Here is a 15848-nt window from a genome sequence, read left to right on the forward strand (position 1 = left end):
GAGGGGTGGAGAAATGTCAACGCCTTGTGTCAACGTAGAAAATGTCTTTTTTCATTATAATCTGCAAAAGCAGGAGGAAACGATAGCAGACCTTTCCTTTACCGCAGAACAAGGAGAGTGGCTGGCTGTTGTCGGGCATAATGGTTCGGGAAAATCAACCTTAGCCAGTTTGCTGGTTGGTCTGCGCGCGCCCTCCTCAGGAAGCATTTATATTAATGGAATCGAGCTGACAGAGGAATCCAAGTGGGAGCTTCGCAGTCATATCGGATTAGTATTTCAAAACCCGGAAAACCAATTTATTGGAACAACCGTAAAAGACGACGTGGCATTCGCCTTGGAAAATCAGAACATGCCTTATCATGAAATGAAGCAGCGGGTAAATCGTGCGTTGGAAATGGTTGGAATGAGCCGCTATGCAGATCATGACCCTTCCCGTTTATCTGGAGGACAGAAGCAGCGCGTCGCTATTGCCGGACTTTTAGCGTTACAGCCTGCCATTATTGTATTAGACGAGGCCATGGTGATGCTTGACCCTAAAAGCAGACAGGAATTCATGCGTTTTTTACATGATTTGCGAAAACAGCAGCAGCTGACCATTATTTCGATAACCCATGATATGAATGAAGCGGAAGCCGCGGATAGAATGCTGGTTTTAAAGAAAGGCAGAGTGAAGGAAATAGACAGACCTGCCCAGATCTTTCAAAGAGAGGATTGGCTGGATGTTCCTTTTATAGAAGCATTGAGAAGAAAATTAAAAGAACGGGGCAGTGCCGTACCTGACCAATATATGACAGAGCAGGAAATGATGCGATGGCTATGCAGATAAATTTACAGGAAGTAACCGCAGATTATCAAGCAGGTCCGATTCGCAGCCCGGAGATATTAAAGTCAATTAGTACAACGATAAAGTCAGGCTCCTTTACAGCTGTAGTCGGCCAGACCGGTTCCGGAAAATCAAGCTTATTGAAGCTGATGAATGGATTGCTCCTTCCGAAAAAAGGGGAGGTAGCTGTCGGCGAACTAACAATTACGCTGGAAAATGCGAAGCAATCCGTAAAAGAAGCACGGCGAAAAGTGGGGATGGTTTTTCAATTCCCAGAATCCCAGCTGTTTGCAGAAACGGTGGAAAAAGATATTATGTTCGGACCGATGAATTTTGGAGTGCCTGAAGCAGAGGCGAAGGAGATTGCTCTAGAGGTTATTGGGCGTGTCGGTTTAGATGCATCTATTTTGTCGAAGTCACCATTCTCTTTGTCCGGCGGTCAAAAACGGTATGTGGCGATGGCGGGAATATTGGCCATGCGTCCAGATATTCTTGTTTTAGATGAACCTGGTGCCGGGCTGGATCCAAAAGGGAAGAAAGAAGTGATGGACCTGATCCATGCCTGGCATAAAGAGCGCGGGTTAACAACGTTGCTGGTTACCCATGATATGGATGATGCAGCTTATTATGCAGACGAAGTTATCGTGATGGAGGAAGGCAGAATAGTTTTTCAGGGGGAGCATGAGCATTTATTTGCCGATGTATCTGCGGTTCATCAATGGGGACTGGAATTGCCGCAGGCCAGAAAGCTGCAGGTAAAGCTGGAGCAGGAAGCGGGCGTTACCTTGCCACAGGTTTGTCTGACGCTGGATCAGCTGGCAGATGCTTTAATAGAGGCGGGATTAGCATGAACAAATTAATCTTAGGACGTTATTACCCTGGCGATTCACTGCTTCATCGTATTGATCCCAGAGCTAAACTAATCGCAGGGATTTCTTTTATTTTTATCTTATTTATTGCCAACAATTGGCTCACCTATCTGGTGCTGTGGCTTTTTACCTTTACGATGATGAAGATTTCCGGAGTCTCCCTCCGCATCTATATTCGCGGTGTCCGGCCGCTGATATGGCTGATTTTATTTACCGTGCTGTTACAGGTAATGTTTACGGCAGGGGGCGAAATATATATCGATTGGGGACCAATTACCATTTCATCCTTTGGTTTAATCAATGGGGTATACATTTTTAGCCGCTTTGCCATGATTATTTTTGTATCGACAGTCATTACTTTAACCACGAAGCCAATTGATTTGACAGATGCGATTAATTATCTGCTTCAACCTTTGAAACGGCTCAAACTGCCGGTCGACGAAATATCACTCATGCTGTCGATAGCGCTTCGTTTTATTCCCATTATACTGGACGAAACGCAGAAAGTGCTGGATGCACAGCGTGCCAGAGGGATTGTATTTGGCGAAGGGTCACTGCTCCAGCAGATGAAGAAAATCGTTCCGATGTTTGTTCCATTGTTCGTCAGCTCCCTGGTCAGGGCAGAGGATATGGCGAATGCGATGGAGGTAAGAGGCTACCAGTCCAATCAACCAAGATCCTCCTTTCGACGCTTGCATTGGCGGAAGGGAGATACGTTCACTCTTTTTGCCATGGTGCTGCTGTCGGTTATCCTGATCGTATTACGGACAGAGGGGCATCACTTTCATTGATAGATGGATTGGTGTCATTTTTAGAAAAGAAGGTTACACGAAAACGTCTCTTCTCTGATTTTTGAACAGGGAGGAGACAGTATGATGGAATAAAGAAAAAACGCAATAAGAACGGCCGATTTTTCTACTATTTAAAAAAGCGGACAAGCTTTGACTTGGCCGCTTTTTTAGCGAGGTATCTGTTTATTTAATTTGAATCGGGGAGGGGGAACAGGACGCATCCTGTTAGAGCCTTGCTATTTTTATTCGATTTCGCCTGTTACTTCTCCATCAATGGTTGCGGAGCTTTCTGCTTCTTCATTTGCAAATTGTAAATTTCCGTCAATGGTTGCTGTTTCATCCAGCATAAAGCCGTTTGCTTCGACAATTACGTCACCTTCCAGAGTACCGCCTTGAAAATTCAAGTTTTCACTCTGTACGGTCATGCTGGGAACGGTAATCGTAAATGAGTCTGTAATGTTATGGTCTTCATCTTGTGTATATGGAGCAATTTTACGATAAATATCACTGGATTCGTCGTCTTTATCATAGAATTCGCCGGCAACCACGACATCCTCATCTATGGCGATATCATCCAGTGTAGCGATAATCCAAGTTCCATCCTCGCTGACTGCGTTGACAAAGGCGTCGGGCTGATCAACAAGGGATGCGGTTGTGACGACATCTTCTTCTGTTTCCTCCGTATCGTTTGTTGCATTTTCGTCTGTCTGCTCCTCTTCGTCAGCACCGCATGCGGCCAAAAATCCCACTAACAATAGGGACAAAAAGGACATAAATATAAGCTTGAATCTCATCATAAAACCTCCTAAGTGTTGTCTTGTGATTATCTTCACAATAAGTATATCATAGAATATGGAGGTATTTCGTGAAGTATTTGTGAAATAATGAACATGATGAATAGAAAGTGTGACAAATTTAAATCAATAAAGTAAAAAGGGGTTGTATGTATAAGCTGCCTTCGTATAATGCTTCGTCCAAACGACTAAAAGGAGATGAATTGGAAAAGGAATGGCATCATAAATTTTGAATCTGTTATTTTGCAAAAACCATCCTCCCATGTTATTATACGTTTAAATATAAGTAAATTTATAAGAATTATATAATTAAAGTGAAGGAGTGCATATAATGAGTCATGTTCCATTCATTGTAACAACAGACTGGCTTGCGGAAAGATTGGATGATTCAAAACTGAGATTAGTAGATGCAACGACTTTTTTAAAATTGCCGGCAAGCGGTTATTATGATATTTGGTCAGGGAAAGAGGCGTATGAAAAAGGGCATATTCCAGGTGCTGTTTTTGCTGATTTATTAGAAGATTTATCCGATACGGATGCGGAGTATGCTTTTACCCTTCCGCCAAGAAAGGAGTTTATTAAAAAAATCACTGAATTAGGAGTCGGCGATGAAGACACGTATGTGGTCGTTTATGACCAAGGTGCGCAAGTAGATAGTCCTGTTGTGGCTTCGGATTGGGCATCCCGCTTGGCTTGGCAGCTGCGCTATGAGGGCTTGGAAAATGTCGCGGTGCTTGATGGCGGCTTTCCAAAGTGGAAAAAAGAAGGCAGACCGGTAACCACAGAGTCAGGCTCATATCCAAAAGCAAGCTTTAGCGGCGGGCGAAAACCCGAGCTGTTTGTTAACAAGGAAGAGGTAAAACAAGCGATAGATGATGACAATGTTATTATTATCAACAGCTTAAATGAAGCTGCTCATAAAGGCGAAGTGAATACGTATGGCCGTCCAGGACATATTCCAGGAAGTGTAAACGTCTTTTTCGGAGATCATTCTGACTCCGAAACATTGGAGCTTTACGATGATGAGATAATCCGGGAAACGTTTGAGAAAGCAGGAGCCCTTGATCCGGATAAGAAGGTGATTACCTATTGCGGCAGCGGGATTGCAGCAACTTGGAATTCAACGCTGTTAAACAAGCTTGGTCAGCATAATGTTGCCGTGTATGATGGCTCTCTGACGGAATGGGCAAGTGATCCTGACCTTCCGCTGGAAACAGATAAGTAAATAATGGAGAAAGATCGAAGCGCCCCTGCATAGAAGCTGCAGCAGAGGCGCTTTTTTAAGGTGATTTAATAAAGTTATCATTTCCTATTTAAAAAAATTGATATGCTTGGTTGATCTATATATTATCATTCGTTCTTCTTGTTTTGGCTAGTGACAATGATCAACACGGCTAAAGATGTAATAAAAGAAGCTGTAGCCATTATAAGTGTCATATTGATACCCCTCCTATAATAAAATCCCAAGTGCTTTCCAAAATAATCAACCCGTTTAATTGAGAATTATTATCATTTGTAGTATATTAGATACTAAAGGCAAATATAATGGAGGAGAATATATTATGCAAATATACTGGACGAAAATAAATAAAATTATTGATGAAACACCTGAGGTTAAAACATATATGCTTGACTGCCCGGAAGGTTTTACGTGGGAAGAAGGTTCCCACACCCACTTCGCACTGGAAGGGTTTAATGCCGGAGAGAAACCGAACCGCAGTCTGATTCGCCACATGTCGATTACTACATTACCGCATGAAAATTCCATCGGCATCACAACACGTATTAAAGAGCAATGTTCTGAGTTTAAAACGATTTTAAGAAATATGGAAGTCGGTCAAGAGGTTGCTATATTTAAAACGCATTCGAATGTACCGCTTAAAAGAGAAGATAAAAATGTTTACTTGCTGTCGGCAGGTGTCGGTTTGGCAACCTTCAGGCCGCTTGTACTGGATTATCTCGAACGTGCTGATAACGTTAATCAAATTCATTCTCTGAACATCGATTCAACAAAGGATTTCTTATTCACGCCTATTTTTGAATCCGCACCTGATAAAAAATTCACGTCGCAGTTTGTTGATAATCGGAAAGACTACTATGAAGAAGTGAAAAACCTTGCAGCTGATAAAGAGGGCCTCTTCTATGTTGTCGGCAGTGACGAATTTCTTCAGCAGAATATTGACGTGCTTTTAGAGCAGGGAATCAAGCCGGAGCAGATTATGCTTGATAAACATAAACAACAGCTGCCAGCGTTTTTAACACTGAATGTATCCATGTAAGCAAGTCACTTCTAGTTGGTAAATAAAAAAGAGCGGCCGTTTTCAGCCGTTTCGCTGAGCTAATAAATGAATTGGTTTATTACGAAGGAAAGTGTATCCTGATGTATCGCCCACTGTTTTTACACATCCTTCGAAGAATACAGAAGATAGAAAAGTTAAACCCATACTCGCCAGTTTTTATAAACGACAGGAGAAAATTTCGGCTAAAAACCCCTCTAATGGACAAAATAAAATGAAACAAAGCAGGAGGGGTATAAATGCAGAAAAATCAGGATAAGAAATTTACAGCGGCTGGGACAAATATTGAAGCCGTAAAAAAGGCAAACCAAAACTCAGGTATGTCTTATAATGAAGTCAAAGAATTCCTAGCTAAAACAACGGGAGGTCACGGGACAGAAATATACAGTGATACCAATTTGGAAGAAGTAAGCGTGCAGAATCAGCAATCTCCTAAAAACAGTAAATAACAAGGGAGCATCTGCTTTTTAGCAGGTGCTTTTCAGTTTCTTCTGCTATAATAATAAATCAATGAAAATCAAGTAAAATAGCAACATCTTATTCTTTGTTTTAAAAAGATAAAGGAGGGTATCTTCAAGGTTTATCTCTCAAATGTTTGATATTTTCATAAAAAGGGAAAAGAGGTATTAATTCATCTCGCTGCTTCACCACAAATATAAAGAAAAATCAGAAATAATGTATGTGAAAATAATCGTTTAAGGATATATTCATTTGTCTTTTTCTCGATGAGAGCGGTGAAAAGGTTAACTGTTTAAAATGGAAAATAAACACTTTTGCATCATGAATTTATCACGGAGAACCGTCCGTATAACTCCCTCCTCAAAATAAAAAGAGAATAAATTTATTTAGGCGGGAGTTCAGGTGAGCTAATTCCCTGAATCGCTCAGGCTAATTCAGTGGGAGAATGTAGGAAACAGACTTCATTCTCCCACTGAATGAAGTTTCGTTTTATCATTTTTTTCAAAAAAATGATATGATAATTCTACGGTAATTGGAACAGGAGGAAACAACATGAGAGAAACAATCGATAAAAATGCCTCATTGCGAAATGATGTCAATATGCTTGGAAACATATTAGGAGAAGTTTTGAAGTTACATGGAGGTACAGCATTATTTGATAAGGTAGAATCGATTCGGGAAATGACGAAAAGTATCCGAAATGAGTATGATGAAGATACATATCAAACGTTAAAAAGAGAAATCAGCAATTTAAAACCGCCTTTACGTCAGCAGGTCATCCGTGCTTTTTCTATCTATTTTCATTTGATTAATATTGCGGAGCAAAATCACCGGATCAGGCGCAAACGCCAGTATCTGCTGGATGAGGAAAGCAGCCAGTCTTTTTCTATTGAAAAAGCCGTATCCAAAGTGAAAGAAAGCAACCTTACCAATGAAGGAATTCAAGGGATACTTAATGAATTATCCATTGAACTGGTTATGACAGCGCACCCGACAGAGGCAACGAAGCGGACGGTGCTGGAAATACAGAAGCGCATATCGGCGCATTTACGGACATTGGACAATCCGCAGACTTCACAAAGAGAGAAGGCGGATGTGGAAGAAAGTCTGTTTAATGAAATCACTGCTTTATGGCACACCAATGAGCTGAGGCAAAGGAAGCCGGGAGTATTGGATGAAGTAAAAAATGGTCTTTATTATTTTGACCAGACATTATTTGAAACCCTACCCGATGTCTTTCAAGAAATGGAAACACAGCTGCAGAAACAAATTCCAGAGGGAAATTGGGAAGTACCAAATTTCATTCATTTTGGTTCCTGGATTGGAGGAGACAGGGATGGCAATCCGAATGTAACTCCAGAAATCACTTGGCAGACATTGGAGATGCAGAGGGAATTGATTTTGAAAAAATACGAAGCTTCTATCGTTGAGCTGATGAGACGATTTAGCCAATCAAGTCAACGAATATCTATTAATCAGCAATTTATTGATAGAATGGAAAAAGAAGAGACCAGCTATTTAAATGAGAACGATAAATGGCCAATCAAGTCAGAAGTATATCGACGTAAATTTGCCATTATTCTAAAACGTTTGCGTGAAACAGGGAAAACGTCACAGGGTTATGATTCTCCAGAAGAACTGGTTCATGACCTTAAAGAAATCAAAGAAAGTGCCGAAGCACATTTGCCAAAGACGAAAAAGCTGAAAACGATTCGAAAGGTCATCCGGCAAGTAGAGATGTTTGGTTTTCACTTAGCCACATTGGATGTACGAAATCATAGTGGAGAGCATGAAACGGCTGTTCATGAGATTTTAACGGCTGTTCATGTTACAGATGACTATGCTGCGCTTGGTGAAGAAGAGAAACAAAAAGTATTGTGTGAGGTTTTGAATGATCCGAGACCTCTGCTGCTTTTCGATGGCGGTTATTCTAAAGAAACACAGGATATTTTGAAAGTCTTCAAAACGATAAAAAATGCACATGAGGAATTTGGAAAACGAGCAATTGAAGTCTATTTAATCAGCATGTCAGAATCGCCGAGCGATCTCTTGGAAGTGTTGGTACTTGCTAAAGAAACCGGGATTTATCGTCTTTATCCAGATGGAACGGCGGAAAGTGATCTTGATGTCGCTCCATTACTGGAAACAATCGATGATTTGATTGCAGGTCCGGATATTATGAAGACATTGTTTGAAACAGAGGTATATCAGAAACAATTAAAAGCACGCGGGCAACATCAGGAAATTATGCTTGGCTATTCAGATGGAAGCAAAGACGGCGGTACGTTAAGCGCTAACTGGAACCTGTTTAAAGCACAGGAGGAAATCCATAATATAGCAAGACAATACCAAATCCGTCTGAAATTCTTCCATGGCCGCGGTGGTTCGCTTGGCCGTGGAGGCGGTTCATTGAGTACCAGCATCCTTTCCCAGCCTGCGGAGACTCTAGAAGATGGTGTGAAAATTACGGAGCAGGGAGAAGTGCTTTCTTCCAGATATCTTCTTGAAGATATTGCTTACCGAAATTTAGAGCAGGCAGCCTCTGCTTTATTTACAAGGTCCGCCAAGGTTTCAAATACACCGGATCAAGAAGAACTGCGTCAAAAAGAATGGGAAATCACAATGGAATCTATTTCCCAAAAATCATTGAAAAAATATCAATCGCTGGTGTTTGGCGACCCGGATTTTCTAGCGTTTTTTAATCAGGCAACTCCTTTGACGGAATTGGGTGCTTTAAATATTGGATCGCGGCCGATGAGCAGGAAGAACAGCCAGCGTTTTGAAGACTTACGGGCTATTCCATGGGTATTTGCGTGGACACAATCCAGGTACATGCTGCCTGCATGGTATGCAGCGGGCACAGGTCTGCAATCTTTCATTGAGGAAGATGCGAGTCATTTAGAAGCTTTACGAGCAATGTATAAAGAATGGCCTTTCTTCAAAGTGACGATTAATAATTTACAAATGGCATTGATGAAAGCAGATATGAAAACTGCTGAAGAATATCTGGAATTAGTTGAGGATTCGGAGACTGCAAAACGGATATATGAAGATATTGCAGATGAATATGAACGTACAAAAAAGGCGCTGCTGGACATTTCCGGCAATGAGGAACTGCTAAGCCACACGCCAAATATTCAAGGTTCTGTTCATCTTCGTAATCCATATGTCGATCCGCTTAATTTCCTGCAGGTGGATTTAATCCATAAATTAAGAGAAACAGATAATCCTCCTGAAGATCTGGTGACCGAGGTGTTACTGACAATCAATGGGGTAGCTGCAGGATTAGTGAATACAGGCTGATGAAAGAACGGAAATAATTTTAAAATGAAAAAGCCAATTGGTTACCCGTTTTATAACCAATTGGCTTTTTCCTGTGGGATGTGTGGTTTAAATCATGGAGAATCGTTATTCAACCTTCTGTTAAGTGAAGTATAATCCATAACAGGGGAACATCATCCAGAAAATATGACAAGTGTCATATCAAATTACTGACAACTGTATCTAACATTTCATTGCTCGATTCCTTATACTGAAATCATAGTAAGTTTATAAGGGCGGGGATACCAATGAGCAAACAAAAGCAAGCACAGCTTAGAAAAGACGTTATGCCATTCGCAACATCTAAAACGAAAACGAGTATTGTTCAACTATTGAATACGATACCTCCATTTTTTATCCTGTGGATTTTAGCTTATCAAAGTTTAGCTGTTTCCATTTGGTTAAGTTTGTTATGCAGCATTGCTGCCGCGGGCTTCATGGTCCGAACGTTTATTATCTTTCATGATTGCGCGCATCAATCTTTTTTCAAAAAAACGAAATTAAATCGACTGCTTGGCACCATTACCGGCGTAATTACTCATTTTCCCTTTGAAAAGTGGAAAAGAGAACATGCGATTCATCATGCGACAAGCGGCAACTTAGATCAGCGAGGCACCGGTGATATCTGGATTATGACTGTAGAGGAATATGAAAAGGCAACAAAATGGGAGAGACTGCAATATCGCTTATATCGCAATCCAATTATTTTATTTGGTTTAGGACCATTTTCGCTATTTCTCTATAGTAATCGGATTAATCGTAAAGATGCGAAAAAAAAGGAACGAAAGAATACCTATATTATTAATATCTCATTAATTGTGATTTACTGTCTTATAGGCTTTCTGCTTGGCTGGCAGGCGCTTGTATTCGTGCAGCTGCCGATTGCTTATATTGCAGGTTTCTTAGGAATCTGGTTATTCTATGTTCAGCATCAGTTCGAGGATTCTTATTTTGAGAATGAGTCAGAATGGGATTATGTGAAAGCAGCGGTAGATGGCAGCTCCTACTATAAGCTGCCGAAATGGTTAGAATGGATGACGGGAAGTATTGGTTATCACCATGTGCACCATTTAGCACCCAAAGTCCCTAATTACCATTTGGAGCAAGCACACCGCGAAACGCCGCCATTACACAATGCGACTATCATTACGTTAAAAACGAGTTTGAAATCAATCAAATTCCGTCTCTATGATGAAGAACAGAAAACATTTATCAGCTTCCGCGAAATGAAGCATCGTTTAAATTAACCAAAAAATCAAGGGATAACGACAGCAAAGTCAACTTCTACGATTCGCTCATAACTGGCTTGGCTGCACACCCCCTGCACGTTTTAGGGGGTTCTTTATCGTTCACGAGATATATTTGGTATAATAACGTCAAGCGGGAAAATAGGGGGACAAATCGTGCGTCAATGGTATTATATTTTTCCAAGAAACACAGGATTAAGCATATATATTTGGGTTATTTTTTGTGTGTTGCCGTTTTACTTTATTTTTCGCTCTACTTCGATTTGGGAGATCGGTGTTGGCGTATTGTTAACATTACTTTTCTTTGCGATTTACTGGTTTACCTTTAACTCCCTTGAACCGTTTATGTATATCGGGTTAACGATGGAATTTATTATTAATACGGTGATGACAATTCTATATGGATACGTTTATTTTGCTTTATTTACTGCATTTTTTGTTGGGAATGTTCGTGGCAAAGCAGGGTTTATCACGATGTATGTGATACACATGGTCGTGATTATAGGTTCCATCACGGCAGGATTTTTCTTTAATTATTCCCTGTTTCTAAATCAGCTGCCATTCTTGATTATGACCATATTAGGAGTTATTCTGATACCTATTAATCGTTATAATCGTTTGAAACAGGAGGAGCTGGAGGAACAATTGGAAGATGCTAACCGCAAAATTGCTGAACTTGCAATTGTAGAAGAGCGGCATCGAATAGCCCGTGATTTACATGATACCTTAGGTCAGAAATTATCGATGATCGGTCTGAAAAGTGAACTTGTGGGGAAACTGCTGGAGAAAGACCCTGCAAAAGCGAAAAAAGAGCTGCAGGATGTGCAGAATACAGCCAGACATGCATTAAAAGAAGTGCGGGAAATGGTGTCGGATATGAAAAATGTTCGCTTGGAAGAAGAGCTTGCGCATGTCGAACAATTAATGGAAGTCGCACAAATCAAGCATGAAATTATAATTAAAGTAGATCAATCATCGTTGCCAATGTTAATGGAAACAGTATTAAGTATGTGCTTGAAAGAAGCAGTAACGAATGTCGTAAAGCATAGTCAGGCAGATCACTGTTCCGTGGAATTTTCAGAAACAGAAAAGGAAATAAGACTGCAGGTAGAGGACGATGGGATAGGGAAGAATAGTGTTCCTGAATTTGGAAATGGCCTTCAAGGGATGAGAGAGCGTTTATCCTTTATCAACGGGACATTAGCTATCACTGCACATTCGAAAGGGTTTAAAGTAGATATGACGGTGCCAAAGATATTAAGGCAAATGGAGGAGGTTTGAATTTGATTCGGATTGTAATTGCAGAAGATCAACAGTTATTGTTAGGAGCTTTAGGCGCGCTCCTGGATTTAGAAGAAGATATGACCGTGGTAGGAAAAGCAGGTAATGGGGAAGAACTGTTGGCATTAGTCAAGCAAGAGCGCCCTGATATCTGCTTAATGGATATTGAGATGCCAGTTATGACAGGTCTGGATGCTGCAGAGTATCTAAGGGAGGATTCCTGCAAAATTATTATTCTGACCACCTTTGCAAGACCCGGCTACTTTGAACGGGCTAGAAAGGCAGAAGTCGATGGTTACTTATTAAAAGATAGCCCCAGCGAGGATTTGGCCGACTCCATTCGTCAGATTATGAAGGGGAAGCGTTTGTATTCCTCCGAATTGATCGATCTTGCCTTTGCAGAAGAAAATCCCTTAACCAAACGGGAAATAGAGGTCCTGCAGCTGTTAACACAGGGGGGAACAACCAAGGCGATTGCAAAAGAATTACATTTATCCAATGGAACCGTTCGAAACTATATTTCAATTATCTTGGATAAACTAGAGGTGGATAACCGGATAGAAGCCATAGCGAGAGTGAAAGAAAAAGGCTGGTTAAGTTAGTGCTGTAAGGACATTACTTTCGGTTTGAAGAACGTTGGTATTTTTGAATTGCCAAGATTTTTGTTAAAACACGACTACTTTTACCGCAATCTAATTCAACAGTTTCTTATTATCACTTTGGAGCAGCAGATTTACTTCTTCTCACTTTTTTAAAAATAGTATATACTTATTCTCAACTGAAAGAATTGTATTCTTATCAGAATGAAGGAGATTCTACATAGAAAATGAGGGGGAGTAAATTTGAAGAAGATAATTGGATGGACGATACTGTTTTCCTTGTTAGTTATGATGGCAGCATGTGCAGATGACAGCGGTCCAGAAGATGAAACAGAAGCACCTGCCGAAGAAACGGCGGAAGAAACACAGCTGAAGGCAGGCTTAGCGTCAGAACCTGTATCGCTTGATCCGCATGCAGCAAATGATGGTAATTCGTTATATGTAATGAATACCTTGTATGATACATTGGTAGAACAGAATACAGACTTGGAAATACAGCCTGCACTGGCGGAAAGCCTGGAACAAATCGAGGATACGGTCTGGGAGGCGAAGCTGCGGGAAGACGTTACTTTCCACGATGGTTCTCCTTTTAATGCGGAAGTGGTAAAAGCAAATTTAGACCGTGTACGTGATACGGAAATAGGTTCTCCGCTTGGCTTTCTCTTTGACATGATTGAAAACGTTAAAGTGATCGACGAATACACGGTTCAAATTGAAACAGCATATCCGTTTTCCGCATTACCTGCCCATTTAGCACATCCAGGCGGGCATATGATCAGCCTGGAGGCGATTGAAGCAGATAATGAAGCAATTGCAAATGGAGAAGAACCTTTTTCTGTTGTAAATGAAAATCCGATAGGAACAGGTTATTTTAAATTTGAGGAACGTGCTGTCAGCGGGGAAATAACCGTAGTAAAGAACGAAGACTATTGGGGAGAGCAAGCTGGAATGGACTCTATTGCATTCCATTTTGTTCCGGAGGATTTAACTCGCATTGCGGAGCTTCAGACTGAGGACTCTGATTTTATTTATCCGGTAAATGCCAATAATGTGGAGGAAGTCGACAATAATGATGGCACACATGTGATGCAGTCTGATAGTGCCAGTATGACGTATCTAGGCTTTAACGTAGAGCGTGAGCCGTTTGATGATGAAAGAGTCCGTCAAGCGATTGCGATGACCTTAGATAAGGATGAAATTATTAATGGCGTTTTGAACGGAGTTGCTTTACCGGCAAAAGGGCCTCTTGCACCGACTGTATTTGGATATGATGAAAATATAGAGCCTATTGACAAAGATGTGGAAGAAGCCCAGTCTCTGATGGAGGATGCCGGCTATGCAGATGGCTTAGAGGTAACCCTGATGGCTTATGATACAAATACAGGCGATATCGCACAAGTCATCCAATCGCAGCTGAATGAAATCGGAATAGACGTGGACATTCAAATGACAGAAACAGCTACTTATTTAGAAGATACTGCAAACGGAAGCGTTGACATGTTTTTAGGAAGCTGGGGAACGGTAACGCTGGATGCGGATTACGGTTTATACCCCATGTTTCATTCTGATAATGCTGGTGCGCCGGGGAATCGTTCCTTCTATGCAAATGAAGAAGTGGACGGGTTGCTGGAAGATGCCAGACAAGAGGGCGATGAAGCAGAAAGGCTATCTCTCTATGCAGATGCACAGCAAATGATTGTAGATGAGGCGCCGATCGTGCCGATTTATCATTCTGTTCTTTTATCCGGCTTGCGTGATGAAGTAAATGGATACTATCAATTTCCAAGCAGCTTCCCATTCTTTAGAGATGTCACAATTGAAGCAGAATAATTAATAAAGAAGCAGTTCTATAAAAGGAGCTGCTTCTTTATTTATGCGTTTAAGCACTCTTTTTACATGCCTCTGCACATTGGAAGCAGGCATCCGCACATTTCTGACAATGCGCATGGCTATGTTTTTTACATTCATCTCCGCATGCTTCACAAATGTTAGCACAAACCGAAGCAAGTTCCTTGGCAAAAGGCGTATCTCTGCATAGAGCTTGTGCCAGATAGGAACAAATTTCGGCGCACTCTCTATCCAAACGGATGCATTCGGCCATCATTTTAATATCTTCTTCTTTTAGACATGCATCGTAGCAATGATTACATGCAACAATACAGTTTTGCAGTGCGTCAATGAGCTGCTGATGTTGTTGATGGGACATGAATAAACTCCTCCAAAGTGTATGTTTTTAGCTTGCAAGTTATAACATTCCCGAGAAGGCAGTGATTCATTCTTTTTCTGTTGGAGTTTATCGCAAACAATTGCCTGTAAGAATAGAATGCTAAGGTGTTCATAAAAACATCAGTTATATATAAGACAATTTATTCATATACATACTGGTAACATGACTTAAGGGAAGTATAGTCTATAAAAATAAATGGTATACCTAAGAAGTGCTTAAACAAAGTACTTCGAAATTAATGTAAGGGTATATAATTAACTCGGGATGAACCTTCGTACTAACCTTATTAATTTAGCAGTTTTTTCATTTTTAGTAGATAGACAACAGGCATGTTCTTCTGTTTTCCATAGGTAACCTAGAATTTTTAGGTTCTTCACAGATGTTTGTTTTCTAGTTATGATGACCACATATTATATAATAGCAGTCTTTTTACATAAGCTTGAAAGGAGGAGCTTCGAAAATATATTTTACATGTGTGATTGTAAATAAGGGGGGAGTCACATTTCAGAGAATAAGGATGACAAACAGGGGAAGGTAAGTGAAAACCAGCAATAAGTGGATGTATCTCGACGTCAATTTATTAAAACAGCAGGAATGACAACGGGTGGGATTGTTGGCTAAGTACTCCTTTTTCAGCATAATAGTGGCGGAGCAATTATGGGAGATGACCCGGAAACATCCTTTGTGAATAGCTATTTACAAATGTGGAATATGGATAATTTATTTGTATGTGGATCGAGTGCTTTTCCACACTTTGGAGTAACCAATCCTACCACCACAGCTGCAGCTTTAACCTATCGTGCAACAGAAGGAACGATTGATTTTCTAAAAAATGGCGGGCAGCTTGTGGAAGCGAAAAATTAAAAGAAAAAGGTTTAATGTAAAAAATCCATTAAGAGCTGGAGGCGATTTTTAATGGGGTTAGCAAACATAGGAATTCCTGGATTAATCCTTATTGTTGTTCTGGCATTAATCATTTTTGGACCGAAAAAATTACCGGAGATTGGTAAAGCGGCTGGAGAAACATTAAGAGAATTTAAGAGCACGGCGAATGATATTATGGAGGATAAGTCCGAGAATGTAGAGCAAAAAGATAAATCGTGATTACAAAAAATAAACTCCAAAATGTCTTTGGAGTTT

At 40.6% G+C, this 15848-nt stretch carries 15 protein-coding genes and 1 pseudogene; 14 read left to right on the forward strand and 2 right to left on the reverse strand.

The genetic code is table 11. The annotated features are described in order from the left end of the window. Nucleotides 1–13: 13 nt before the first annotated feature. Genes ACW0TQ_RS09090 through ACW0TQ_RS09100 form a run of 3 tightly spaced genes read left to right on the forward strand, consistent with a single transcriptional unit; the run spans nucleotide 14 to nucleotide 2483 of the window. The gene (locus tag ACW0TQ_RS09090) at nucleotides 14–826 is read left to right on the forward strand and encodes an energy-coupling factor transporter ATPase (RefSeq protein WP_193065354.1); all 813 of its coding nucleotides are present in this window, start codon (nucleotides 14–16) and stop codon (nucleotides 824–826) included. Then, complete coding sequence (locus tag ACW0TQ_RS09095; RefSeq protein ID WP_256706293.1) at nucleotides 817–1674, forward strand: energy-coupling factor transporter ATPase; 858 nt, start codon at nucleotides 817–819, stop codon at nucleotides 1672–1674. Before ACW0TQ_RS09090 ends, ACW0TQ_RS09095 begins: the two co-directional genes overlap by 10 nt. After that, the gene (locus ACW0TQ_RS09100; protein ID WP_332094211.1) at nucleotides 1671–2483 is read left to right on the forward strand and encodes an energy-coupling factor transporter transmembrane component T family protein; all 813 of its coding nucleotides are present in this window, start codon (nucleotides 1671–1673) and stop codon (nucleotides 2481–2483) included. Before ACW0TQ_RS09095 ends, ACW0TQ_RS09100 begins: the two co-directional genes overlap by 4 nt. Before the next feature lie 242 nt (nucleotides 2484–2725). Here ACW0TQ_RS09100 and ACW0TQ_RS09105 read toward each other — a convergent pair whose 3' ends face one another. After that, a complete protein-coding gene (locus ACW0TQ_RS09105; RefSeq protein ID WP_042532767.1) occupies nucleotides 2726–3280 on the reverse strand; it encodes a hypothetical protein in 555 nt (184 codons plus the stop codon). Nucleotides 3281–3608: 328 nt separating this feature from the next. On the opposite strand from ACW0TQ_RS09105, the gene ACW0TQ_RS09110 reads away from it, so the two are divergent. The 8 genes from ACW0TQ_RS09110 to ACW0TQ_RS09145 all read left to right on the forward strand — a co-directional run bounded on the left by ACW0TQ_RS09110 (nucleotide 3609) and on the right by ACW0TQ_RS09145 (nucleotide 14311). After that, nucleotides 3609–4502 (forward strand): sulfurtransferase, encoded by an 894-nt coding sequence (locus ACW0TQ_RS09110; RefSeq protein ID WP_042532768.1) that lies wholly within the window; start codon nucleotides 3609–3611, stop codon nucleotides 4500–4502. Nucleotides 4503–4839: 337 nt separating this feature from the next. Beyond that, nucleotides 4840–5556 (forward strand): FAD-dependent oxidoreductase, encoded by a 717-nt coding sequence (locus tag ACW0TQ_RS09115; protein ID WP_042532769.1) that lies wholly within the window; start codon nucleotides 4840–4842, stop codon nucleotides 5554–5556. 257 nt (nucleotides 5557–5813) lie between these two features. Further along, the gene (locus tag ACW0TQ_RS09120) at nucleotides 5814–6023 is read left to right on the forward strand and encodes a gamma-type small acid-soluble spore protein (RefSeq protein WP_042532770.1); all 210 of its coding nucleotides are present in this window, start codon (nucleotides 5814–5816) and stop codon (nucleotides 6021–6023) included. A 562-nt stretch (nucleotides 6024–6585) separates the two neighbouring features. Continuing rightward, a complete protein-coding gene (gene ppc, locus ACW0TQ_RS09125) occupies nucleotides 6586–9336 on the forward strand; it encodes a phosphoenolpyruvate carboxylase (RefSeq protein ID WP_332094209.1) in 2751 nt (916 codons plus the stop codon). 266 nt (nucleotides 9337–9602) lie between these two features. Continuing rightward, nucleotides 9603–10601 (forward strand): Delta(5) desaturase DesA, encoded by a 999-nt coding sequence (desA, locus tag ACW0TQ_RS09130; protein ID WP_455725590.1) that lies wholly within the window; start codon nucleotides 9603–9605, stop codon nucleotides 10599–10601. 156 nt (nucleotides 10602–10757) lie between these two features. After that, entirely contained in the window at nucleotides 10758–11882 is a 1125-nt protein-coding gene (locus tag ACW0TQ_RS09135) for a sensor histidine kinase (protein ID WP_042532775.1), read from the forward strand. A 2-nt stretch (nucleotides 11883–11884) separates the two neighbouring features. After that, a complete protein-coding gene (locus ACW0TQ_RS09140; RefSeq protein WP_193065357.1) occupies nucleotides 11885–12484 on the forward strand; it encodes a response regulator transcription factor in 600 nt (199 codons plus the stop codon). A gap of 285 nt (nucleotides 12485–12769) precedes the next feature. Next, nucleotides 12770–14311: a glutathione ABC transporter substrate-binding protein gene (locus ACW0TQ_RS09145; RefSeq protein WP_455725650.1), complete on the forward strand. Its 1542-nt coding sequence runs from the start codon at nucleotides 12770–12772 to the stop codon at nucleotides 14309–14311. Nucleotides 14312–14360: 49 nt separating this feature from the next. On the opposite strand, the gene ACW0TQ_RS09150 is transcribed toward ACW0TQ_RS09145, so the two are convergent. Next, a complete protein-coding gene (locus ACW0TQ_RS09150; RefSeq protein WP_042532781.1) occupies nucleotides 14361–14687 on the reverse strand; it encodes a four-helix bundle copper-binding protein in 327 nt (108 codons plus the stop codon). Nucleotides 14688–15263: 576 nt separating this feature from the next. On the opposite strand from ACW0TQ_RS09150, the gene ACW0TQ_RS09155 reads away from it, so the two are divergent. From ACW0TQ_RS09155 to ACW0TQ_RS09165, 3 genes and pseudogenes are all read left to right on the forward strand, one after another. Then, the gene (locus ACW0TQ_RS09155; RefSeq protein WP_084613032.1) at nucleotides 15264–15329 is read left to right on the forward strand and encodes a twin-arginine translocation signal domain-containing protein; all 66 of its coding nucleotides are present in this window, start codon (nucleotides 15264–15266) and stop codon (nucleotides 15327–15329) included. A gap of 21 nt (nucleotides 15330–15350) precedes the next feature. Next, nucleotides 15351–15572, forward strand: a pseudogene (locus ACW0TQ_RS09160) (GMC oxidoreductase); the annotation flags it as partial. A gap of 51 nt (nucleotides 15573–15623) precedes the next feature. After that, entirely contained in the window at nucleotides 15624–15812 is a 189-nt protein-coding gene (locus ACW0TQ_RS09165) for a twin-arginine translocase TatA/TatE family subunit (protein WP_042532785.1), read from the forward strand. Nucleotides 15813–15848: the final 36 nt, after the last annotated feature.

Source organism: Oceanobacillus sp. M60 (assembly GCF_053839645.1).